The 22,658-nt window shown below is 73.3% G+C and carries 20 protein-coding genes and 1 riboswitch; of the genes, 9 read left to right on the forward strand and 11 right to left on the reverse strand.

Annotated features, from left to right (window positions below; all coding sequences use genetic code 11):
- Window positions 1-44: 44 nt before the first annotated feature.
- Window positions 45-797 (reverse strand): GNAT family N-acetyltransferase, encoded by a 753-nt coding sequence (locus IF17_RS0115905; protein WP_030566396.1) that lies wholly within the window; start codon window positions 795-797, stop codon window positions 45-47.
- Window positions 798-1,425: 628 nt separating this feature from the next.
- Here IF17_RS0115905 and IF17_RS0115910 point away from each other — a divergent pair.
- From IF17_RS0115910 to IF17_RS0115945, 8 genes are all read left to right on the forward strand, one after another.
- A complete protein-coding gene (locus tag IF17_RS0115910; RefSeq protein WP_030566398.1) occupies window positions 1,426-2,313 on the forward strand; it encodes a SigB/SigF/SigG family RNA polymerase sigma factor in 888 nt (295 codons plus the stop codon).
- 105 nt (window positions 2,314-2,418) lie between these two features.
- Window positions 2,419-3,285: a TetR/AcrR family transcriptional regulator gene (locus IF17_RS0115915; protein ID WP_030566400.1), complete on the forward strand. Its 867-nt coding sequence runs from the start codon at window positions 2,419-2,421 to the stop codon at window positions 3,283-3,285.
- Between the two features lie 145 nt (window positions 3,286-3,430).
- A complete protein-coding gene (locus tag IF17_RS0115920; RefSeq protein WP_030566402.1) occupies window positions 3,431-4,324 on the forward strand; it encodes a beta-keto acid cleavage family enzyme in 894 nt (297 codons plus the stop codon).
- Window positions 4,325-4,374: 50 nt separating this feature from the next.
- Complete coding sequence (locus IF17_RS0115925) at window positions 4,375-5,373, forward strand: 3-hydroxyacyl-CoA dehydrogenase NAD-binding domain-containing protein (RefSeq protein ID WP_030566404.1); 999 nt, start codon at window positions 4,375-4,377, stop codon at window positions 5,371-5,373.
- Window positions 5,370-5,873 carry a thioesterase family protein gene (locus tag IF17_RS0115930; RefSeq protein ID WP_030566406.1) on the forward strand — a complete coding sequence of 168 codons (504 nt, stop codon included), beginning with the start codon at window positions 5,370-5,372 and terminating at the stop codon, window positions 5,871-5,873. The genes IF17_RS0115925 and IF17_RS0115930 overlap by 4 nt, the downstream gene beginning before the upstream one ends.
- A 238-nt stretch (window positions 5,874-6,111) precedes the next feature.
- Window positions 6,112-7,473 (forward strand): bifunctional o-acetylhomoserine/o-acetylserine sulfhydrylase, encoded by a 1,362-nt coding sequence (locus IF17_RS0115935; protein ID WP_076966964.1) that lies wholly within the window; start codon window positions 6,112-6,114, stop codon window positions 7,471-7,473.
- Complete coding sequence (metX, locus tag IF17_RS0115940) at window positions 7,470-8,669, forward strand: homoserine O-acetyltransferase MetX (RefSeq protein WP_051884016.1); 1,200 nt, start codon at window positions 7,470-7,472, stop codon at window positions 8,667-8,669. The genes IF17_RS0115935 and metX overlap by 4 nt, the downstream gene beginning before the upstream one ends.
- Entirely contained in the window at window positions 8,666-9,961 is a 1,296-nt protein-coding gene (locus tag IF17_RS0115945) for a sulfite oxidase (protein WP_030566411.1), read from the forward strand. The genes metX and IF17_RS0115945 overlap by 4 nt, the downstream gene beginning before the upstream one ends.
- Here the strand turns inward: IF17_RS0115945 and IF17_RS0115950 are convergent.
- Window positions 9,954-10,703: an adenosylcobinamide amidohydrolase gene (locus tag IF17_RS0115950; protein ID WP_063830227.1), complete on the reverse strand. Its 750-nt coding sequence runs from the start codon at window positions 10,701-10,703 to the stop codon at window positions 9,954-9,956. The genes IF17_RS0115945 and IF17_RS0115950 overlap by 8 nt on opposite strands.
- A gap of 219 nt (window positions 10,704-10,922) precedes the next feature.
- Here IF17_RS0115950 and IF17_RS0115960 point away from each other — a divergent pair, with 219 nt between their 5' ends.
- Entirely contained in the window at window positions 10,923-11,951 is a 1,029-nt protein-coding gene (locus tag IF17_RS0115960; RefSeq protein WP_030566417.1) for a PRC and DUF2382 domain-containing protein, read from the forward strand.
- Between the two features lie 114 nt (window positions 11,952-12,065).
- Here the strand turns inward: IF17_RS0115960 and IF17_RS0115965 are convergent, their stop codons facing one another.
- The 9 genes from IF17_RS0115965 to IF17_RS0116005 all read right to left on the reverse strand — a co-directional run bounded on the left by IF17_RS0115965 (window position 12,066) and on the right by IF17_RS0116005 (window position 22,577).
- On the reverse strand, window positions 12,066-12,851 hold the full coding sequence (locus IF17_RS0115965; RefSeq protein ID WP_030566419.1) for an ABC transporter ATP-binding protein: 786 nt from the start codon (window positions 12,849-12,851) through the stop codon (window positions 12,066-12,068).
- Window positions 12,848-13,846 (reverse strand): FecCD family ABC transporter permease, encoded by a 999-nt coding sequence (locus tag IF17_RS0115970; protein ID WP_237667286.1) that lies wholly within the window; start codon window positions 13,844-13,846, stop codon window positions 12,848-12,850. Before IF17_RS0115970 ends, IF17_RS0115965 begins: the two co-directional genes overlap by 4 nt.
- A 101-nt stretch (window positions 13,847-13,947) precedes the next feature.
- The gene (locus IF17_RS0115975) at window positions 13,948-15,000 is read right to left on the reverse strand and encodes an ABC transporter substrate-binding protein (RefSeq protein ID WP_030566424.1); all 1,053 of its coding nucleotides are present in this window, start codon (window positions 14,998-15,000) and stop codon (window positions 13,948-13,950) included.
- A 61-nt stretch (window positions 15,001-15,061) separates the two neighbouring features.
- Window positions 15,062-15,248: riboswitch (cobalamin riboswitch) on the reverse strand.
- Between the two features lie 115 nt (window positions 15,249-15,363).
- Complete coding sequence (locus IF17_RS0115980; RefSeq protein WP_030566425.1) at window positions 15,364-16,587, reverse strand: beta-ketoacyl-[acyl-carrier-protein] synthase family protein; 1,224 nt, start codon at window positions 16,585-16,587, stop codon at window positions 15,364-15,366.
- Window positions 16,584-16,865 carry an acyl carrier protein gene (locus IF17_RS0115985; protein WP_237666990.1) on the reverse strand — a complete coding sequence of 94 codons (282 nt, stop codon included), beginning with the start codon at window positions 16,863-16,865 and terminating at the stop codon, window positions 16,584-16,586. Before IF17_RS0115985 ends, IF17_RS0115980 begins: the two co-directional genes overlap by 4 nt.
- Window positions 16,866-16,953: 88 nt before the next feature.
- Entirely contained in the window at window positions 16,954-19,008 is a 2,055-nt protein-coding gene (locus IF17_RS0115990) for an acyl-CoA dehydrogenase family protein (protein ID WP_030566427.1), read from the reverse strand.
- 63 nt (window positions 19,009-19,071) lie between these two features.
- A complete protein-coding gene (locus tag IF17_RS0115995; RefSeq protein WP_030566428.1) occupies window positions 19,072-20,328 on the reverse strand; it encodes a beta-ketoacyl-[acyl-carrier-protein] synthase family protein in 1,257 nt (418 codons plus the stop codon).
- On the reverse strand, window positions 20,312-21,346 hold the full coding sequence (locus IF17_RS0116000; RefSeq protein WP_032771994.1) for a beta-ketoacyl-ACP synthase 3: 1,035 nt from the start codon (window positions 21,344-21,346) through the stop codon (window positions 20,312-20,314). The genes IF17_RS0115995 and IF17_RS0116000 overlap by 17 nt, the downstream gene beginning before the upstream one ends.
- Before the next feature lie 265 nt (window positions 21,347-21,611).
- Window positions 21,612-22,577 carry a carbohydrate kinase family protein gene (locus IF17_RS0116005; RefSeq protein WP_030566430.1) on the reverse strand — a complete coding sequence of 322 codons (966 nt, stop codon included), beginning with the start codon at window positions 22,575-22,577 and terminating at the stop codon, window positions 21,612-21,614.
- Between the last annotated feature and the right edge of the window lie 81 nt (window positions 22,578-22,658).

Here is a 22,658-nt window from a genome sequence, read left to right on the forward strand (position 1 = left end):
GCCCGGGACCTTCGGCCCCCTGCACGGGTGCCCGTCGGCCCCGATCACCGCTGCGGAGAACTCGCCGGGGCCAGGACGGAGAGGAACTCGGGGTGGGCGCGGAGCTGGAAGCCGAGCGATTCGTAGAGCCGGATCGCCACCGCGTTGGCGGCGGAGGTGTGCAGGAACGGCGTCTCGCCCCGTTCACGGATCCCGTACGCGACCGCCCGGACCAGGCGGCTCGCCAGACCCTGACCCCGTACGGACGCGTCGGTGCAGACCCCGCTGATCTCGGTCCAGCCCGGCGGGTGCAGCCGCTCCCCCGCCATGGCGACCAGGGCGCCGCCCCGGCGGATGCCCAGATAGGTGCCGAGTTCCACGGTGCGCGGCAGGAAGGGGCCGGGGCGGGTGCGCGCCACCAGGTCCAGCATCTCCGGCACATCGGCCGGGCCGAGCCGTACGGCTTCCGCGTCGGGCTCCGGGACCACCGACACATCGACGAGCTGGACTCCGCCGATCCGGTGAAGGATCTCCCAGCCCTGCGGCGGCTCCGCCCTCAGCGTGTTCATGCCGATGGTTCCGCCCGGACCGGCGAGCGCCGCGAGATCGGCCCAGTCCCGTGCGTCCGGGACGGCGGGGTGAGCGGTCCAGGGGGTGACGTCGACGGGGTAGCGCAGGATCCGGCCGCGGCGCTCGGCGAAGTGGGCGTGCGGGCCCGTGAGCGAGGCGAGCGCGGGGTTGTCCAGCGGGTGGGGTGCCGCGGGGGCGGAGGCCGGGGCGGCGGCCTGCTCCCGTGTCGCGGGGTCGACGGTGCTCATGGACCCACCTCGGCGATCGGATCGGGCCTTTCGGCTGCACCCCGTGCCACCCCTCCGCGGCACTCTTCGTACGCGTACGGCTTGCGCATGTTCTCCCTCGATCCGGTCCATCGCGCGGTTCCTTCAGGCGGGCACCCCGGTGCCCTGGCGCCGCGCGCCCGCCACCCGCGAAAAGCTGAGGGACGCAGGGCGTATTCCGTGCCGGGGAAGTGTTCACGATGCCGCAATCAACCGGGGCGCCCGGCCGGCTCCGCGACCCCGGAGGGAGAGGTTCCGGAGCACGCCGACGACCGGCGTGCGCCCGCCCGCAGGAGCGGCGAATTCGACTCATCCGTCGGCCAATCCGCGCCGGTCCGGTCCCAACTGCCTGCCGGTTGTGGCACTCTGGTGGCGACCGCCCCACCGGGCTCCCCCGTACCGGTGGGGCGGTTCTGTGCGCCCCCTGTGGCCCGGCCCGTCCCCATGACGGTGTTTCAGTGCCGAACGGGGCCCGTTTCCGGCGCTCTCCAGCCGATTTCGGCCAACTCACAACGCCTGGCGAGATCGAATCCCTTCCCGGACGCATGAGGACCGGACGGCCGGGCAGGCGAGTAAACCTCATGGCCTACGACCAGGGGAGGGTGACGAGATGACGGCGCACACCGCGCAGACCACCGGTACCGAGCAGCGGACGGGCACCACGGAGGGCACCACCGGGGACCTCCCGTGGATCGAGGATGCCGGGAAGATCGCCCCCATGGACGCACGGGCCCTGTCGAAGGTCTTCTTCGACCGCCTCCAGGTGCTGGAGGAGGGCACGCACGAGTACCAGTACGCGCGCAACACGCTGATCGAGATGAACCTGTCGCTGGTCCGGTTCGCCGCCAACCGCTTCCGCAACCGGGGCAGCGGCGACATGGAGGACATCATCCAGGTCGGCACGATCGGACTGATCAAGGCGATCGACCGCTTCGACCTGTCCCGCGAGGTCGAGTTCACCTCGTTCGCCGTCCCGTACATCGTCGGTGAGATCAAGCGGTTCTTCCGGGACACCAGCTGGGCCGTCCACGTTCCCCGGCGCCTCCAGGAACTCCGGGTGGACCTCGCCAAGGCGAAGGAGGCCCTCGCCGCCGACCTCGACCGGGACCCCACGGTGCAGGAACTGGCCGAGCACCTCGGGATGGACGAGGCGGAGATCACCGAGGGGATCGTCGCGTCCAACGGCTACACCGCCGGCTCGCTGGACATGCCGACCGACTCCTCGGAATCCGGTCCCCAGAACACCGGCGGGCGGACCTTCGCCGACGTACTGGGCGAGCCGGATCCCGCCATCGAGACCGTGGAGAACCTGCACACCCTCGCTCCCCTGCTGGGCGAACTGGACGAGCGGGAGCGCCGGATCATCGACATGCGGTTCGGCCAGGAGCTGACGCAGGCCCAGATCGGTGCCGAGCTGGGGATCTCCCAGATGCATGTCTCGCGGCTGCTGAGCCGGATGCTGGGCAAGCTGCGCAGCGGGATGCTCACGCAGGAGTGATGCGATCCGCCTGATCCATAAGTCAGGCTCTCAATTTCCTTGGCTCAGAGCCGTGCCCTGCGTCTCGTGTTGAGATTTTCTCACCACCTCGTTACGGTTGCCGCCATGCAGCAGTACGAGGTGGCCGCGCGGGTCCGTCAGGTGATCGACGCGGCGGGAGTCAGCGCACGTGAGTTCGCCCGGCGGATCGTCATCGACCCGTCGAAGCTGTCGCGTTCCCTGAACGGTTCCCGTCGTTTCACCGCCGCGGAACTGGCCCGGATCGCCGACATCGGCGGCGTGGACGCCAACTGGCTGCTGGGCGCCGCGTCCACGCCCGCGGTGCCGCCCGCTGCGCCAACCACACCCACGTCGGAGCCCGCTCCGGCACCCGAGGGCGGCAGACCCCTGCAGATCGTGCGGGAGACCGTCCGGCTGATCGCCGAACGCGGGTTCCACGCCGTCCGGGTCGCGGACATCGCCACCGCCTGCCGCACCAGCACCGCCGCGATCCACTACCACTTCCCCGGCCGCGACGAGCTGCTCGAAGCGGCGGTGCGGTGGTGCATGGACGAGGACACCCGTCGCCGGGCAGCGGCCACCGAAGGAACCGTCCACGCGGGTGACGAGCTGCGCCTCCTGCTCGACCTCCAGACGCCGCGCACCGAGCAGCAGCGCCGCCAGTGGTGCGTCTGGCTCGACCTCTGGGCCGAGGCAGCGCGCTCCACCACCGTCGGGCAGCTCCACCGCGAGTACTACCGGCAGTGGCGGGCGACCGTCTCCGACGTGATCCGGCGCGGGGTCGAGCAGGGCGTGTTCCGTCCCGTCGACCCGGACGGCGCGGCCCTCACCCTCACCGCCCTGATCGACGGTCTGGCCTCCCAGGTCCTGGCCACCGCGCCCGACAGCCCCGGCACGGGCACCGGCGCCCAGGCCATGCACGACGCCCTGACCGCCCACGTGGACGCCTGCCTGACCGCGCCGGCTGTCTGACCCCGTACGCCGAGCGGCTCGCCGGCCGCCCCGGGGCCGCACCGCACCCATGCGCCGTACGTACGTCAGTGCCGTGCGAGACCCTTCGCGTACCCCCGCTCCCCCTCCGAAACCCCACTCCCCCACCCCGAGGAGACACCCCCGCATGCCCGTGAACCAGGACGTCATCATCACCTGCGCCCTCACCGGAGCCGGTGACACCGTCGGCCGAAGTCCCCACGTCCCCGTGACACCCGAGCAGATCGCCGCGTCCGCCGTGGAGGCCGCCGGAGCCGGTGCCGCCGTGGTGCACATCCACGTCCGCGACCCGGGGACCGGCGCTCCCTCCCGTGACCCCCGCCTCTACCGCGAGGTCGTGGAGCGGATCCGGGAGACCGGCACCGATGTCGTCATCAATCTGACCGCCGGGATGGGCGGGGACCTGGTCATCGACCCGGAGGCCCCGCTGAAGCAGCTGCCGGGCACCGACCTGGTCGGCGGCCTGGAGCGGCTGCCGCACGTGGAGGACCTGCTGCCCGACATCTGCACCCTGGACTGCGGTTCGCTGAACTTCGGCGACGGCAGCAACCTCTACGTCTCGACCCCCGACATGCTCCGGACCGGCGCGAAGCGCATCCAGGAACTCGGGGTCCGGCCCGAGCTGGAGATCTTCGACACCGGGCAGCTGTGGTTCGCCAAGCAGCTCCTCGCCGAGGGGCTGCTCGACGACCCCACGGTCTTCCAGCTCTGCATGGGCATTCCGTGGGGCGCGCCCGCCGATCCGGGGGTGCTCCAGTCGATGGTCAACATGCTGCCCGAGGGCGCCCGTTGGGCAAGCTTCGCGCTCGGCCGGATGCAGATGCCCTGGGTCGCCCAGTCGATCCTGCTCGGCGGGCACGTCCGGGTCGGCCTGGAGGACAACCTCTATCTGGGCAAGGGCGTCAAGGCCACCAACGGCCAGCTGGTGGAGCGCGCCGTACGGATCACCGAGGCCCTGGGCTCCCGGGTCGCCTCGCCCGACGAGGCGCGGCAGCAGCTCGGCCTCCGCCCGCGCACATGACCGCCCGCCGCTCCCTTCTCGACCTTCCTGACGTTCCTGGAGTCCCGCCCATGTCTTCCCCCACTCCCCCTGTCCCCGCTCCCTGCGCCCCGGAGGACGTACGCCGTGTCGCGTGCGTCGGGGCCGGAGTGATCGGTGGCGGATGGGCCGCCCACTTCCTCGCGCGCGGCTACGACGTCACCGCCTGGGACCCCGCCCCCGACGCCGAGGCCCGGCTGCGCCGGCTGGTCGCGGCGGCCTGGCCCGCGCTCGAACAGCTCGGGCTCGCCGAAGGCGCCTCGCAGGACCGGCTGACCGTGACAGCGAGCCTCGAAGAGGCGGTGGCCGGAGCCGAGTTCGTGCAGGAGAGCGCGCCGGAGAAGCTGGAGCTGAAGCGGGACCTGCTGGCCCGGCTGGACGCGACCGCCCCCGCCGGTACGGTGATCGCCTCCTCGACCTCCGGCTATCCGATGACCGACATGCAGACCGGGACCCCCGGCGCCGCACGGCTCGTGGTCGGGCACCCCTTCAACCCGCCTTATCTGATCCCCCTGGTGGAGGTCGTCGGCGGCGAACTGACCGCGCCCGCCGCGGTGGAGTGGGCCTCACGCTTCTACGAGGTGGCGGGCAAGTCCGTCATCACCATGGACCGCGAGGTGCCCGGCTTCATCGCCAACCGGCTCCAGGAGGCGCTGTGGCGCGAGGCCCTGCACATGGTGGCGAACGGTGAGGCGACCGTACGGGAGATAGACGCGTCGATCACCGAGGGGCCCGGGCTGCGGTGGGCGGTCATGGGGCCGATGCTGACGTTCGCGCTGGCGGGCGGCGAGGGCGGCATGGCCCATATGCTCGACCACTTCGGCCCGTCGCTGAAGTCCCCCTGGACCCGGCTCGAGGCACCCGAACTGGACCGCGCGCTGTACGAGGCGGTGGTGGCGGGCTGCGACGAGGCCGCTGCGGGCCGGACCATCGCGGATCTGGTCGCCGAGCGCGACCGGGGCGTCATCGACGTGCTGCGGGCGACCGGCCGGCTGCCCGGCGCCACCGCCACCGGGGAGGCCGCCCGATGACCGAGAACGAGTCCTCGGACCTCCCTCTCTTCCGCAGGACCGTACGGCCCGGGTGGATCGACTACAACGGCCATATGAGCGAGGCGTTCTACGTCCTCGTCTTCGGGTACGCCACCGACTCGATGATGATCGAGACCGGTCTGCACGCCGGCTACCGGGAATCCACCGGCTGCTCGCTCTACACCGTCGAGTCGCACCTCCGCTACCTCCGTGATGTGGCCGTGGACACCCATCTCGTCGTCCGCACCCGCCTGTTGGGCGCGGACGCGAAGAAGCTGCGCTTCGTCCACGAGATGTACGCGGTCGGCGCGGCCGACGACGTACCGGAGCCGGAGACCGGGCCGGTGGCGACCGGTGAGCTGCTGGCCCTCCATGTGGACCAGCGGGCGGGCCGCGCGGTGCCCTTCCCCGACGCCGTACGCGACCGGCTGGACGGGCTCACCGAAGAGGCCCCGGAGTGGGCGGGTCGCTCCATCGCGGAGGTCCCCGCGCCCCGCTGAACCCCGCCGCACGAAGAGCTGTACGAAGAGCCGTACGAAGAGCCGTGCAGAGGCCGGTCCGGACCCCCGGGCCGGCCTCTGCGTTGCCGCCGTATTGCAGGTTCGTGGCCAAGCGGGCGACACGCTTCCGGGCCGGTCCGGCACGTCCTACGGTCCGTAGTCAGCCCGTCGCCACCCGGGCTTCCGCCGACCGGCGGACGTACGCCGTACGGCGACCGAACCACGTGCGAGGAACCACATGAGCCAGCCCCTCGACTCCGTCACCGCAGGCCACACTCCCGAGGACGTCAACCGGCAGGATCCCGGCGCCGCGTGGTCGTTCGAGACCAAGCAGATCCACTCGGGCGCCGCCCCGGACCCGACGACGGGTGCCCGTGCCGTGCCTATCTACCAGACGTCGTCCTTCGTCTTCCGCGACACCCAGCACGCCGCCGACGTGTTCTCCCTCGCCGAGCCGGGCAACATCTACACCCGCATCCACAACCCCACGCAGGACGTCCTGGAGCAGCGCATCGCCGCGCTGGAGGGCGGTGTCGCCGCCGTGGCGCTCGCCTCCGGGCAGGCGGCCGAGACCCTGGCGCTCCTGACGCTGGCCGGTTCGGGCGACCACATCGTCTCCTCGCCCTCGCTCTACGGCGGCACCTACAACCTCTTCCGTCACACGCTGCCCCGGTTCGGCATCGAGGTGACGTTCGTCGACGACCCCGAGGACCTGGACGCCTGGCAGGCCGCCGTCCGCCCCAACACGAAGGCGTTCTTCGCCGAGACGCTCGGCAATCCGCGCGGCGACGTGCTCGACATCCGGGCGGTCGCCGACACCGCGCACGCCGCCGGTGTCCCGCTGATCGTGGACAACACCGTGCCGACGCCCTTCCTGCTGCGGCCCATCGAGCACGGCGCCGACATCGTCATCCACTCCGCGACCAAGTTCCTCGGCGGCCACGGCACCACCATCGGCGGGGTCGTCGTGGACGCCGGCACCTTCGACTTCGGCGCGCACGCCGAGCGCTTCCCCGACTTCCACAACCCCGACCCGAGCTACCACGGCCTCCAGTACTGGCCGGCGCTCGGCCCGGGCGCCTTCGCCATCAAGCTCCGCGTCCAGCTGCTCCGCGACCTGGGACCCGCGCTCTCGCCGCACTCGGCGTTCCTGCTGCTCCAGGGCGTCGAGACGCTGAGCCTGCGGCTGGAGCGGCACACCTCCAACGCGCTGGAGCTGGCCCGCTGGCTGGAGCAGCGCGACGAGGTGGAGACCGTGCACTACGCCGGTCTGCCCTCCAGCCGCTGGTACGAGGCGGGGCAGCGTTATCTGCCCCGGGGAGCGGGAGCGGTGCTGGCCTTCGAGCTGAAGGGCGGGGCCGAGGCGGGCAAGCAGTTCGTGGACGCGGTCGAGCTGTTCAGCCACCTCGCCAACATCGGTGACGTACGGAGCCTGATCATCCACCCGGCCTCCACCACGCACAGCCAGCTCACCGAGGAGCAGCTCGTCGCCACCGGGGCCACGCCAGGACTGGTGCGGCTCTCGGTCGGTCTGGAGAACGTGGACGACCTGAAGGCCGACCTGGAGGCAGGGTTCCGGGCCGCGAAGGCGGCGTCCTGAACCGTAGCGCCGCGCCCGCCGCACTTCCCCTCCCTCCGGTCTCCGGTGGCCGGAGGGAGGGGGACCCGCCCGGTCGTCGCCGCTGGGTGACGATCGAGGACCCGCTGCCCCTGGAGTCCGGCGTCCGGCTACCGGGGGTCCGCCTGGCGTACGAGACCTGGGGGCAGCGGGCGGCGGACTCCTCCAACGCCGTCCTGGTCCTGCACGCCCTGACGGGCGACAGCCATGCGGCCGGGCCGGCCGGTCCCGGCCACCCCACCCCCGGCTGGTGGGACGCGCTGGTCGGACCGGGCCGGGCTCTGGACACCGACCGGTGGTTCGTCGTCGCGCCGAACGTGCTGGGCGGCTGCCAGGGCAGTACGGGCCCCTCTTCCCCGGGGCCCGGCGGCCTGCCCTGGGGGTCCCGGTTCCCGTATCTGACGGTACGGGACCAGGTGGCGGCCGAGGCGGCGCTGGCTGATGCCCTGGACATCGGCCGGTGGGCGGCCGTGGTCGGCGGCTCGATGGGCGGCATGCGGGCCCTGGAGTGGGCGGTGAGCAGGCCGGAGCGTACGGGTTCGCTGCTGGTGCTCGCCGCCCCGGCCGCAGCCTCCGCCGAGCAGATCGCCTGGGGCTCGGTGCAGATCGGCGCCATCCGCTCCGACCCGGGGTGGCGAGGCGGCGACTACCACGACGCGCCCCCCGGCGGCGGTCCGCACCGGGGCCTCGGCCAGGCGCGCCGCATCGCCCACATCACGTACCGCAGCGAGCCCGAGCTCGGCTCCCGGTTCGGCGGCGCGCCGCAGCCGGGCGAGGAGCCGGGGCGCGGCGGGCGCTACCAGGTGGAGTCCTATCTCGACCACCACGCGGCCAAGTTGGTGCACCGCTTCGACGCGGGCAGCTATGTGGCGCTCACCGAGGCGATGAACGGGCACGACATCGGCCGGGGCCGGGGCGGCACCGCCCGGGCGCTGCGCCGGGCGGCGATGCCCGCGCTGGTCGTGGGCGTCGAATCGGACCGGCTCTATCCGCCTTCCCAGCAGGAGGAGTTGGCGGCCCTGCTGCCGGGGGCCGACGGCCTGCGGCTCGTCAACTCCCCCTATGGCCATGACGGTTTCCTCATCGAGACCGGCCAGGTGGGCTCCTTCGTACGGGAGTTGCTTCCGCCACCATCCCCACTCACCCCGTCCCCCCTTCTCCACGAGGAGCTTCCATGAGCCCGCTTCCCCCACCGTCCGAGGACGCCTACGACCGGATACGGCTGCGGCAGTGGTCCGCCGGAACAGCGCGTTCCGCCGGGATCGACCGCCGCGATCTGCTGAAGCTCGTCGCCGCCGCCTCGGCGGCCGTACCGCTGGCCTCGGTCGCCGCCCCGGCACAGGCGGCAGCCGCCCCGGGCAGCCCGGCAGCCGCACAGGCGGCCGCCGGGCTGCCGGGTGTGGTCAAGCCGCTGCCCCCGGAGCTCTTCACTCTGCGCGGCACCAACGCGGAGACCAATTTCGCCGCGCTGAAGGGCACCGGGCTCCTCACCCCAGCCGACCGGTTCTTCGTCCGCAACCACACCGCCACCCCGCAGATCGACCGGGACACCTGGAAGCTGACGGTCTGGGGCGACGGGCTCAAGGGCGGGCCTGTGGACTTCAGTTACGCGGATCTCCTGCGGCTGCCCTCGGTGTCCCGCACCGGGTTCGTGGAGTGCGCGGGCAACGGGCGCAGCTTCTTCGCCTCGCAGCAGGGGCAGGCGGTCAGCGGTACCGCGTGGACGCTCGGGGCGATCGGGGCGGCCCGCTGGCGCGGGGTGCGGCTGGGGGATGTGCTGCGGCGGGCCGGGATCGGGCGGCACGCGGTGGACGTGCTGCCGCGCGGCCTGGACGCGGAGGTCGTCACGGACGGGGTGAACCTGGGGCGGGTGCGCCGGCCACTGCCGGTGGCGAAGGCGCTGGACGACGTCCTGCTCGCGTACGAGATGAACGGCGAGCCGCTGCCGCCCGACCATGGATACCCGGTCCGCATCATCGCGCCGTCGTGGGTGGGCATCGCCAACATCAAGTGGGTCGGGGACATCGAGGTGAGCGCCGATCCGCTGCTCACCCCGTGGAACACGGGCCTCTACCGGCTGTTCGGTCCCGGGTATCCGCCGGAGGGCAGCGCCCCGCTGACCCGCCAGACCTTGAAGAGCGCTTTCGAGCTGGCGCAGGGCGCCTCGTTCCCCGCCCACCGCCGCACCGTGCTGACCGGCCGCTCCTGGTCGGGCGGGGCGCCGGTGAGGTCGGTGGAGGTCAGCACCGACGGCGGGCAGCGCTGGCGGCGGGCCCGGCTGCACGACGTGCCCCGGGCCGGAAGCTGGGTGCGGTGGTCGGTGGACTGGGTGCCGACGGTCAAGGGCGCGACGGAGCTGCTGGCCCGGGCCACGGACCGGTCGGGGCGCACGCAGCCGAAGGCGACGGCCCACAACACGCAGGGGTATCTGTTCGACGCGGTGGTGCGGCACCCGGTGACGGTCAGCTGAGGTCCCCGTACTGGCGGGCGCCCGCCAGTACGGCCGTGTGCACGGCGCGCGCGATCCGCGCGCCCCAGGTGGAGCGGGGTCCGGCGAAGGGTTCGCCGCCGTCGGGCCCCGGTTCGGGGGCGGCCACGCACACGGCGTCCGTGGGGGTGCCCGAGCAGTCGAGTCCGGCGTCCAGGAGGGCCTGCACCTTGGCCTCGGTGGCGGTGGCGACGGCGTTGACCAGGGCGGCGTCGGAGAGTGCGGCGGGGAGCGTGAGGACGATGTTGACCGTGCCCGGCCGGTGCGGGGCGCGGGTGGCGCTCTCGGGGACGGCCGCCCAGCCCCGTACGCCGAGGCCTGTGGTGACGGTCGCGGTGACGCCGCCGTCGTGGCCGGTCGTGTACGCGGCGACGTCGGCGGCGGTCATCAGCCCGGCGCCGGGGCCGGTGAGCCCCTCGGAGGCGGCGATCTCGGCGAGGTGGCGGTCCGGGTCGAGGCGCGGGTAACCGCCGGGGACCTGGGCGTTGAGGATCCAGGCACGGGGGCCGATGCCGCCGCCGAGCACCGCGCTGCTGCACACCCGCACACCCGGGCCCAGCCGCCACACGAGGTGGTGGAGGTGGTGGCCGTCCTCGTGCCGGTCGCGGAGTTCGCCACGCTGGGCGGGCAGGTGGACGCGTACGGGACGGATGGCGCACCCCTGGTGGCTCGGCGGGACCGGCGGTGGCCCGTCCTCGCCGGGCTGCCGTGCTCCGCCGATCATATGCGGGCCCCGCACCCCCTCACCCGATTGGCCTAACTGATCCGGGGGCCGCCCAGCAGCGTCGTACGGGGCCAGCAGGGAGCGCAGGGCCTCCGTGGCCCCTCCGGCCGGGTGACCGGGCGGTTGCAGCGTCCAACCGCGTGGGGCGCGATGGAAGCCGGACGTGCCTACATCTGGTGGAGCCACCCACAGGGCGCGCCCAGCGAGGAGGGTTCGGTTATGGGAGCCGCTGACGGTTTCACGGATTCCGGAGAGCTCGACGGTCTGACCGTGTACGACAACGAAGGCGAGAAGGTCGGCAGCGTGGGCCGGGTGTACGTCGACGACGACACCGGCAAGCCCGACTGGGTCACGGTCAAGACCGGCATGTTCGGCATGAAGGAGAGCTTCGTACCGCTCGCCGGAGCCCGTCGAGTGGGCTCCGACCTGCATGTCTCGCACTCCAAGGACACGGTCAAGGAAGCGCCTCGCGTGGACGCGGACGCGCACCTGTCCGTCGCCGAGGAGGAGGAGCTCTACCGGCACTACGGCCTGACCAGGAAGTCCGGCAACCTCGGTGACAGCAAGGGCACCGGCACCGGTGCCGACGCCCGGACCGTCGCCGGAACCGGCGCCATGGGCGCGGCCGGAGCCGGTGCGGCGGGCACGGCCCGTGGCACGGGCACACCGCCGAACGCCAAGGCGACCGGCAGGACCACCACCAGCGCCGGAGCCGCGGGCACGACCGGAGCGGCCGGCATGGCCGGCACCGGCAAGCACCGCGACACCGACACCTCCGCCACGTCCCGTCCGCTGGCGGGCGCGGGAGCGGGGACCCGGGCCGCCGACATGAGCGGCAAGGAGGAGATGATCCGCTCCGAGGAGCAGCTGCACGTCGGTACGGAGGAGTACGAGAGCGGCCGGGCGAGGCTGCACAAGTACGTGGTGACCGAGGAGGTCACCCGGTCCGTGCCCGTCTCCCACGAGGAGGTGCGGGTGGTCCGCGAGCCGCTGCGGCCCGGTGAGAAGGTGACCGGGACGACGGACTTCGGCGAGCAGGACGTGGAGGTCACACTGCACGCGGAGCGCGCCACGGTCCGCAAGGAGGCCGTCCCGGTGGAGCGGGTCCGCCTGGAGACCGAACGGGTCACCGAGCAGAAGGAAGTCTCCGCCGAGGTCCGCAAGGAGAAGATCGACTACGGCGACGGCAAGGACATGGACACCGGCAAGGACACCGGTGGCGAGTTCGGCAAGGGGCGCCGCCGCTGACGGCGCATCCCTCCGGCGGCCGGAAGGCCGCTCCCATGTCCTCGGCCTCCGGGCGGGCCCGTGCGAACGGGTCCGCCCGGAGGGCTGTCCGATACGGGACCGGGGCGCCGACGGTCAGCGGCGCGGCAGGAACCGTACCGAAGGACGTCCGTCCGGCCCGTCCGGGGTGACCACCGCCCGGACCCCGTAGACGTCCTCGATGAGCTCCTCGGTGATGACCTCGGCCGGGGTGCCGCCCGCGATGACCCGGCCCGCCTTCATCACGGTGATCCGGTCGCAGAACATCGCCGCGAGGTTGAGGTCGTGCAGGGCGATGACGCTGGTGAGGGGCAGTTCGGCGACCAGGGCGAGCAGTTCCAGCTGGTGCTGGATGTCCAGGTGGTTCGTCGGCTCGTCGAGGAGGAGTTCGCGGGGCTGCTGGGCGAGGGCCCGGGCGATCTGGACGCGCTGGCGTTCGCCGCCGGAGAGGGTGTGCCAGGACTGGGCGGCCCGGTCGGTGAGGCCGGTGCGCCGCAGGGCGTCGGTGACCGCCTCCTCGTCCGCGCGGTCCGGGGCGGACCAGGCGCGGCGGTGCGGGATGCGGCCGAGGCGTACGACGTCCAGGACGCTGAGGTCGACCTGGGTGACGGCGTGCTGGTCGACGACGGCGATCCGGCGGGCCACGGTGCGGCGGCCGAGGGCGGCGAGGGGGTCGCCGTCCAGGGTGACGGTGCCGGTGTCGGGGGCGAGAAGGCCCGCGAGGATCCGCAGCAGGGTGGACTTGCCGGAACCGTTGGGACCGAGCAGCCCGACGGTGGCGCCGGGCGGCGGGGTGATGTCGACCCCGTCGAGGATGAGGCGGCCCCCGGCCTCCCTGCCGACCCGCTCGGCGCGCAGGCCGCCGTTCTCGGTGAGGCTCATGGCGTGCTCCGGGTGCGGTACAGGACGGCGACGAACGCGGGGACGCCGATCAGTGCGGTGACCACACCGACGGGCACCTCCTGCGGGTCGAGCACCGTGCGGGCGAGCGTGTCGACCCAGACGAGGAAGATCGCTCCGGCGAGCGCGGTGACCGGCAGGAGACGCCGGTGCCCGGAGCCGGTGAGCGCGCGGGCGGCGTGCGGCAGCACCAGGCCGACGAAGCCGATCGCCCCGGCCGAGCTGACGAGGGCGGCGGTCAGCAGGGCCGTGGTGCACAGCAGCACGATCCGGGTGCGGGCCACGTTCACGCCGAGCGCGGCGGCCGCGTCCTGCCCGAAGGCGAAGGCGTCGAGCGTACGGGCATGGGCCAGGCAGACGACGAGGCATACGGCGAGGACGGCGGTGCACAGGACGACCTCGCTCCAGCCGACGCCGCTGAGCGAGCCGAGCAGCCAGAACAGCACCCCGCGGGTCTGCTCGGCGTCGGCGGACGTCATCACGACGAACGAGGTCAGGGCGGAGAAGAGCTGCATCGCGGCGACCCCGGAGAGCACCACCCGGTCGGTGGTGGAGCCGAGGGTGTGGCTGAGCAGCAGGACCAGGGCGAACGAGCAGATGGCCCCGACGAAGGCTCCGGCCGACAGCGACACCGCTCCCCCGCCGACGCCGAGGACGACCACCACGACCGCCCCGGTGGAGGCCCCGGAGGAGACGCCGAGCACGAAGGGGTCGGCGAGCGGGTTCCGTAGCAGCGACTGCATCACCGTGCCGCACACCGCGAGCCCGGCACCGCACACGGCGGCGAGCAGGGTGCGGGGCATGCGCAGGTTCCAGATGATGCCGTCGCGGATCGGGCTCAGCTCCGAGGCGCCGAAGCCGAGGTGGGAGGCGACGGCGGACCAGACGTCCGGGACCGAGATCCGGGCGGGCCCGATCGTGACGGCCACGGCGATGGAGAGCAGCAGGAGCAGGAGTCCGCCGGTCCAGAGGAGCACCGCGAGCGGGCCGCCGCTCCAGACCGGGCCCGCCGCAGCCGACGCCTTCCGGTCCGCGGTGTTCGAGTCCACGGACTCCTTCAGCGCCGGGTCACCGCTGCTCACTCCGCGAGCCCGAAGTCGCGCAGCCCGGCGGCGACGCGCTCCAGGCCCTCGACCGTCCGGATGGTGGGGTTCATCGCCTGGCCGCTGAGCAGCACGTACCGCCGGTTCTTGACGGCGTCCATGGTCCTGGTGACCGGGTTGGACTCCAGGAACTCGATCTTCTTCTCGGCGCTCTCGGCCGTCTGCATCGTGCGGCTCAGGTCGCCGATGACCAGGACGTCGGGGTTGCGGTCGGCGACGGTCTCCCAGCTGATCTGGGGCCATTCGTCGTGGGTGTCGTCGAAGACGTTCTTCGCGCCGAGCTCCCGGGTGATGACGCCGGGGGCGCCGCAGCAGCCCGCGAGGTAGGGGGCCTTGGAGTCGGAGAACCAGTAGAGGAGGGAGGCCTTCGATCCGTCGATGCCGTCGGTGGCCTTCGCCACCCGCGCCTGGAGCTTCTTCACCAGGGCGTCGCCGCGCTCGGGGACGCCGAACACCTGGGAGAGCTCACGGACTTCGGTGTAGACGCTGTCCATGGTGAGGGGTGCGGTACGGGCTCCGTCGCCGCCGCCGCTGTTGTCCTTGCCGACGCAGTCGGCGGGCGAGATGTAGGTGGGGACGCCCAGCTTCTCGAACTGTTCGCGGGGGGCGACGCCGCCCTTGGCGAGGGTGGAGGCGAAGGAGGCGCTGAGGAAGTCGGGCTCCTTGTCGAGGACTTTCTCGGACGAGGGCCGGTTCTCCGATATGCGCTCGACGCCCTCGTTGGCCTTCTCCAGGCCCTTCATCACCGGGTCGCTCCAGGTCGCGGTGGCCGCGAGCCGGTCGGCGAGGCCGAGCGAGAGGAGGATCTCCGTCGATCCCTGGTCGACCGAGACGGCCCGCTGGGGCGGCGCCTTCACGGTGACGGTGCGCCCGCAGTTCTTCAGGGTGAGCGGGAAGCCGTCGGCCTTGTCGCCGCCGCCGTCGGCGGAGGAGTTGGTCGTCCCGCCGCCGCAGGCGGTGAGCAGGACGACGCCGGCCGCGAACAGGGCGGCGGTGCGTATCGGGGCAGGGGTGGCCTTGGGCAGCACGGAGGACCTCGGTGTCTCTGGGCCCAGCCGCGGAGCCCGTCGTACGGTTCCCGTGCCCCGGTGCGGGGCGCGGGTGCCAGCAGGTCTTCGGACTCGGGTTCGTCCGGGCGGGACGCCTTCCCGGAGCACATGTGCGCTCCAGTGGCCGTGGCCCCGCCCGTCCCCCTCACCGCTGCGCGTCAGTTCCGGTCTCGCACCGGATTCCCTGACCCCGTCGCTGGGGTTCGACTGGCCCCGGCAAGCTATCACGGGTCTTCGCGCAGCTCAGAGCCGGTGCGCGGACCACTCCCCCGGTGGGCCGGTGCGGCGCGGGATCGTCCCGCCGCACCGGCCCACCGCCCTTTACGGAGCCCGCGGGGCGGTCTACGGAGCCTGGAGCGCGATCACCGCGTTCTGTCCGCCGAACCCGAAGGAGTGGCTGACGGCCCGTCGTACGGACACCTCGCGCGGGGCCTTGGTGACGCAGTCGATGGCGAACCCGGGGTCGGGGGCGTCCAGGTTGGCGATCGGCGGGACGATCCCGTGCTGGAGCGTCAGGACGGTCAGCCCCGCCTCGATGGCTCCGGCCGCCCCCATGCAGTGGCCCAGGACGCCCTTGGGGGCGGTGACGGGCGGCCGGTGCGGGTAGGCCCGGCCGATGAGGGCGGCTTCGGTCGCGTCATTCAGGGGGGTCGAGGTCCCGTGCGCGTTGACGTGGCCGACCTCCTCGGCCCGCCACCCCGCGTCGGCCAGCGCCGCGTCGACGGCGGCCTCGGCGACCGCCCCGGAGGGGTGCGGGGAGGTCGGGTGGTGGGCGTCGGTCGTGGCGCCCGTACCGGCCAGCAGCGCCCGGGGGGCGGCTCCCCTGGCCCGGGCGTCCTCCGCCCGCTCCAGGACCATGATCGCGGCGCCCTCGCCCATGACGAGCCCGGCCCGGTCGGCGGCGAAGGGGCGGCAGAGGCGGGCGGGGTCCCCGTCCCGCAGGGCCGCCGCGCCGGAGCGGGCGAAGCCGGTCATGGCGACCGGGAAGACGATCGACTCGGTGGCTCCGGCGATGGCGATGTCGCACTGCCCGAGCGCCAGCATGTCGCGGGCCACCGAGAGGGCGGTCACCCCGGAGGAGCAGGCCGTGCAGGGGGCGAGGCTGGGGCCCGTGGCCTTCATCTGGATGGCGATCTCGGCCGCGGGCATGCTCGGGATGGTGAGCAGGATGCCCGAGGGCGAGGTGGCCTCGGGGCCGCGCCGCTCCAGGGCGACGGCCTGTTCGGTGAGTCCGGCGGATCCCCCGCTGCTGGTGCCGACGACGACGGCGACCCGGGCGCCGTCCCAGTGGGCGGGGTCGAGCCCGGCGTCGGCCACCGCCTCCCGTGCGGCGAGGACGGCGAACTTCACGTACCGGCCCATGCGGAAGGCGGTCCGGCCGCCGACCGCCTCGTCCAGGTCGATGCCGGAGACCGTACAGGCGAAGTCGACGGCGCAGCCGTGCAGTTCGGGGACGGTGCGCGCGAAGGACTCCCCGCGGCAGACCCCGTCCCAGGTGGTGTCGGTGGTGTGGCCGGCCGGGGTGATCATCCCCAGGCCGGTGACGGCGATGGCGGGTCGGTTCATCGGGTGTTGCTCACCGGCACCGCACTGCCTGCCGCCTCGCCGCCGACGGCCGCGTCGATGAACGCGGAGATGTCGGTCAGCGTGGCGTCCTTGTAGAGCTTCTCGGAGTCGGCGGCGACCCCCAGGGTCTCCTTGATGATGACGGCGAACTCGGCGACCGCCAGGGAGTCCATCTCCAGGCTGTCCATCGTGGACTCCGGCAGGATTTCGGCTGCGGGCACCTTGAACGTCTCGGTCAGCACCTCGGTGATCTTCGGGTGGATGGTCTGGCTCTTCACGGTGTTTCCTCTCATCGGCGGCCTCATGGACGGCGGGTGGCGATACGCACAGGCCCACCGCCGAAATAACTGGAGGGTGCCCCTCCGGTTACGCCCTGGGGCGAACCGATTCGTCTACGCTCACCTGCGGCTTCTCGAACCACCGGGAGAGCACCGACGTGGTTCCCCAGTACGCCAGCAGCACCCCGCGGGTGCCGAGCGCCGCCACCTTCTCGCGCAGCGGACGCCGCCGCTTGCTGCCGCACGCGGGCCGCCGGAAATCCGCCGTGCGGAGCCCGGTCGCGCCCGCCTTGCGCCCCACCGCTCCCCCCGGTCGGCGACGCTGGTGCCAGGAGCCGTCGGGATCGTCGTAGGCGTCCGCGTAGCCGGGTCCGGCGATCGGCCAGTCCGCCATCAGGCGCTCCGGCAGCGCGAACGACTTCACCAGGTCGGGGGCGTGGCGGGCCACGGTCGCGATGAGCCGCTCCACCGCGTCGGGCAGCGAGGACACCTGTTCGGCGGTCAGCCGTCCGGCCGCCAGCAGGTCACCGCTGTTGCGGGCGATCCACTGGAGGGCGAAGAGCCGGTGCAACTCGGTCAGCCGCTCACGGGCCGGGCCCGCGGGCAGGAAGGCCGCGGCCTGCTCGTACGCCTCGCTCGCCTGCCGGTAGCCGTACGCCTCCACCCCGCGCAGCGCGGGGCCCGAGGCCGCGTTCCACCGGCCGAGCGGGTCGCCGGGCGGGGCGGCGCTGATCCGCTCCCGGGCCCGGTCGAACCAGATGTCCTCCACCGCCGCGAGCAGCCGGCCCAGGAAGCGGGGGTCGTCCAGGTCGCCGGGGCCCTCCGTCTCCTCCTCGTCCCGGACGGTGACGCTGAACAGCATCTCGGCGGCGGCCTTGGCGTGGACGGCGAGGTTGTCGCCCTCGGCGGTGATGGCGCCCTCGATGCCGGTGAACAGCTCGGTCATGCCGTTGTTCTCCAGCAGCCCCTGCGCTCCGCACCGCTCCCGGCACTCGACGATGACACCGCGCGCCTGCCAGGTGATCCACCCCTTGGCGACGGCGACCAGGCGCTCGGCCTCGTCCCGGTCGGCAGCGGGGGCGGACTCCCAGCGGTCCAGCGCCCTGCGGTGCAGGAGGCTCATCGCGAAGACGGTGGCCATCGCCCCGGCGAGCGGGCCGTGGTGGCTGCGGTGCGCGTAGACGGGGACCCGGCGCGAGCCGCGCGATCCGGAGACCAGCCGGTGACCGGCGTACCGGATGGCGATGGCGAGGGTGACCCGGGCGGAGCCCACCGCGCAGGCGCTCATGGAGAGCTTGCCGGGCGTGACCCGCCCGATGGAGAGGAGGAACCGCCTTCTGCGGTTGGCCAGTTCGCTGGTGAACCGCCCGTCGGCACCGATCCGCCCCTGCTCCCCGGCGAGCAGTGCCTCGCGCGGGACGAAGTACCGGTCGAAGGAGGTGAGGCAGTGGTCGACCGGGGAGCCCATGCGGGCGGGCAGCCGCCGCACCCGTACGCCGGGCAGGGCGCTCACGGCGTCGGTGAGCGGGGCGAGGAAGAGGAAGACCCCGTGGTCGGTCCCGTCGGCGAGGAGGCGGGCGGCCACCACACCGGTCTTGGGGCCGCCTGCGGGGCTGGTGTTGGGCATGAACTTCTGGGCGCCGGAGTTCGGGGTGTGCAGGACGAAGCCGTCGCGTTCGCGGTCGTACGTCGCGGTCGTCTCAACGGCCGCCGCGTCGTTGCCGTGCGCCACCTCCGTACAGAGGAAGGTGCCGATACTCCGCAGCTCCAGGAAGTCCGAGAGGTCGCGCAGTGTGCCCGGGTCATGGTCCAGGAGACTGCCGAGGAAGAGGTTGTAGTGGATGCCCGCGACGGTGGTCAGCGCCGGGTCGACCGGGCCGAGCCATTCGTGCAGGGCGGCCAGGGCACGGGGGTCGGCCGCCAGCCTCGCGCCGCTGTCCAGTGCGTCGTTGAGGATGCGGAGCCGGTGGTAGGAGAGGGCGAGCCGTTCGTCGGGGGTGCCGCCACCGGAGCGCCGAAACGGTTCTGTTGTGAGCAGCCGTCGCCAGAAGCCGTGCTCCTGGCGGAAGTTGTCGCCGTAGAGCACTCGGGTGAGCAGATCGTTCGTGGAGGGCTGTTGTGGTTTATGCGTGGATACGGTCACGACAGAGTAACGATCAAGGAACGGCGAGGACACCCCTCGCCGTTCCCGAACGGCCCTGCGGGGTCAGGTGCGTTGGAAGGCGAGCGCCACGTTGTGCCCGCCGAAGCCGAAGGAGTGGCTCACCGCGCGCTCGACCCGCTGGTGGCGGGGCTCCTTCACCACGCAGTCGAGCGGGAACGCGTCGGGGAGGGCGTCCAGGTTGGCGATCGGCGGGATGAGGGAACGTTCCAGCGTCAGGACGGTGGCGACGGCCTCGATCGCACCCGCCGCCGCGAGGGTGTGCCCGATGACGCCCTTGGGTGCGGTGACCGGGGGGCGGTGCGGGAAGAGCCGGGAGATGAGGGTGGTCTCCATGGCGTCGTTGAGGGGGGTGGAGGTGCCGTGGGCGTTGACGTGGTCGACATCGCCCGGCGCCCAGCCCGCCTGGTCGAGGGCCGCCTGCACCGCGCGCTGGGCGCCGCGCCCGTCGGGGGCCGGGGCGGTGGGGTGGTGGGCGTCCGTGCTGGAACCGGCCCCGGTGAGCAGGGCGCGGGCCCGGCCGCCCCGGGCGCGGGCCGCCTCCTCGCGCTCCAGGACGAGCATGGCGGCGCCCTCACCGATCACGAACCCGTCCCGGTCGTCGGCGAACGGCCGCGACGCCCCCGCCGGATCGGCGGTACGGGTGGAGAGCGCGCCCATCCGCGCGAACGCGGTCACCACCAGCGGCGTCAGCACCGACTCGGCGCCCCCCGCCACCACCACGTCGCAGGACCCGCCGAGCAGCAGATCACGGGCGACGGCGATCGCGGTGGCCCCGGAGGCACAGGCGGTCGCGGGGGCGAGGGACGGGCCGCCCGCCTTCAGGGCGATGGCGACCTCGCCCGCCGCCGCGTTGGGGATCATCATCGGGACGAGCAGCGGCGAGACCGCCTCCGGCCCCGAGGCGGCCAGCTTGGCGGCGTTGTCCACCAGGACGGAGACACCGCCCACGCCGACACCCAGGACCACCCCGACCCGGCCGCCGTCCCACACCGCCGGGTCGAGACCGGCGTCGGCGACGGCCTGCCGGGCCGCGACGACGGCCAGTTTCACGAACCGGGCCATCCGCCACACCGAACGGCCGCCCACCGCATCGTCCAGGTCGATCGCGTCGACCGGGCAGGCGAAGTCGACCGGGAGACCGGCCAGTTCCTCGCATCGGCGGGCGGTGGAGTGCCCGGAGCACAGCCCCTCCCAGAAGCTGTGCTCGTCAGCCCCTGCGGGTGTCACCAGGCCGACCCCCGTCACCGCGATGGCGGTGCCGGTGGCGGCTCCGGTGCCCTGATCAGCGGACTGCGACATGCTGTGTTCCTTCCGTAGAATCCGTCGAGTTGGTCTGCGGGGTCCCCGGCCACCGAAGTGCCGCCGAACCCCAGGTCAATCCGCCCCCGAACGCGGTGAGCAGCACCCGGTCCCCGCCCCGGAGCACCCCCCGGCCCGCCGCGTCGGCCAGGGCGAGGGGGATGGAGGCGGCGCCGGTGTTGCCGACCCGCTCCAGATGCGTGACGCAGCGCTGCGTCCCGATGCCGACCCGGTCCGCGACGGCACGCAGGATCCGGGCGTTGGCCTGGTGCGGCACGAAGTGGTCGACCTCGGCCGGGTCCCAGCCCACCCGCTCCAGCAGCACGCGGCACGAGCCGGTCATCCGCTCGACGGCGTGCTGGTAGACGGTCTGGCCCTGCATCCGGAAGTACGCGTCCGTCAGCGCGGGCGGTTTCCCGTCCGCGCGGGCCCGGGCGCCGCCGCCGGGGACGGTGATCAGGTCGCGGCCGGTGCCGTCGCTGCCCAGGTCGAAGGCGAGCAGCTCACCGGGGTCACCGGTCCGCCCGGCCGCCACCAGGGCCGCGCCCGCCCCGTCGCCGAAGACGACTCCGGCCGAGCGGTCGTCGGGGTCGAGCCAGGTCGAGTAGACGTCGGCGCCGACCAGCAGGATGCGCTCGTACAGCCCGGAGGCGACCAGGCCGTGGCTCAGGGCGAGCCCGTAGACGAAGCCGCTGCACACGGCGGCGATGTCCAGCGCCGGTACGGTGCCGAGCCCGAGCCGGGAAGCGAGGGCGGGGGCGGTGCCGGGGCAGAGGTGGTCGGGGGTGGCGGTGGCGAGGACCACCGCGTCGACCGGGCCCGCCGCCGGGGAGTTCGCGAGCAGCCGGGAGGCCGCCTCGTAGGCGAGGTCGCCGGTGGCGGTCCCGGGCGCGGCGCGGTGCCGGCTGCCGATCCCCGTACGGCGGCGGACCCAGGCGTCGTCGACGCCCCAGCCGGCGGGCAGCCGGTCGTTGGGGACCGGCTCGCCCGGCACCCAGCCCGCCACGCTCTCCAGCACCGCCGTGCGCCCGCCGCCACCGCCCGCTAAGGCACGCTCGTGCGCCTGCGGCCCCGCCCCGCTGCCCACTGCCCGTCTGCTCGCCACCCGCTACCCCGATCCCGTTGTCATACTGCGAACGGTTGACGAACGGCGGGACGCCTGGCGAGGGTGCGTTCGACTGGGCCGAAAGGGTCATGACGGTTTGTCAGTTATGGACGAGCGCCTCCGGAAGCCCCCTGAGCCCCGTCACGGGCGAGCGCCTCCGGAAACTCCGTGAGCCCCGTTACGGGCGAGCGCCTCCCGGAGCCCCTTGAACCCCGTCACGGGCCAGCGCCTCCCGGAGCTCCGCCGCGTCGGGCGGGTTGGCGCCGGCCCGGGAGACGGTGACGGCGGCGGAGGCAACCGCGTGGCGCAGTACGTCGGTGACGGTGTCCCGGTCCACGACGTGCAGCCGCTCCCGCGCCCCGGCGCCGAGGAGGCCGTGCGCGGCCAGCGCGTGGAGCGTGCCGGACATGAACGCGTCGCCCGCGCCCACGGTGTCCACCACCTCGACCGGCGCGGCCTCCACCGTGATCCGTCCGCCGGGCAGCACGGCCAGGGCCCCGTCGCCGCCCCGGGTGACGAGGACGACGGCGGGTCCGCCCTCCAGCCACCGGGCGGCGACCTTCTCCGGCTCCTCCCCCGGGTACAGCCACGCCAGGTCCTCGTCGCTCGCCTTGACCAGATCGCTCAGCGCGACGCACGCCTCGACCCGGGCCACGGCCGCCGCGTGGTCGCCCATGAGGGCGGGCCGCACATTGGGGTCGTAGCTGACGGTCGCGGTGGCCCGGGCTCCCCGCACGATGTCCAGGACCGTGGCCGACCCCGGCTCCACCACGGCACCGATCGAGCCGGTGTGCACATGGCCCGGAGCGGGTTCCACGGTGACCGGGGCGAGGGTCCAGGCGATGTCGAACGCGTACGAGGCCTGCCCGGCCCCGTCCAGGGTGACGACGGCCGACGGGGTGGGGGCGGCTGCCCCGTCGGTGCGGACGGTGACTCCGGCGGAGGCCAGGTGGTCGCGGATGAGCCGCCCGTTCGGGTCGGGGCCGAGCTGGGTGAGGAGGGTGGCGCGGCGGCCGAGGCGGGCCAGGCCGTAGGCGACGTTGGCGGGGCTGCCGCCGGGGTGGACCCTGTCCTCCTGGTCCGGCTGCCGGACGATGTCGGCGACGCATTCGCCGACGACCAGCAGTTCGCTGTGGTCGAGCATGGGGGTGGATCTCCTCAACTGCTGTCGCGTGGGTGTCCTCAGGTCCTCCGCACCCATTCAGCCCGATCCTGCCCCTTCGGC

This window comes from Streptomyces cyaneofuscatus (assembly GCF_000718135.1).
Lineage (GTDB): Bacteria > Actinomycetota > Actinomycetes > Streptomycetales > Streptomycetaceae > Streptomyces > Streptomyces cyaneofuscatus.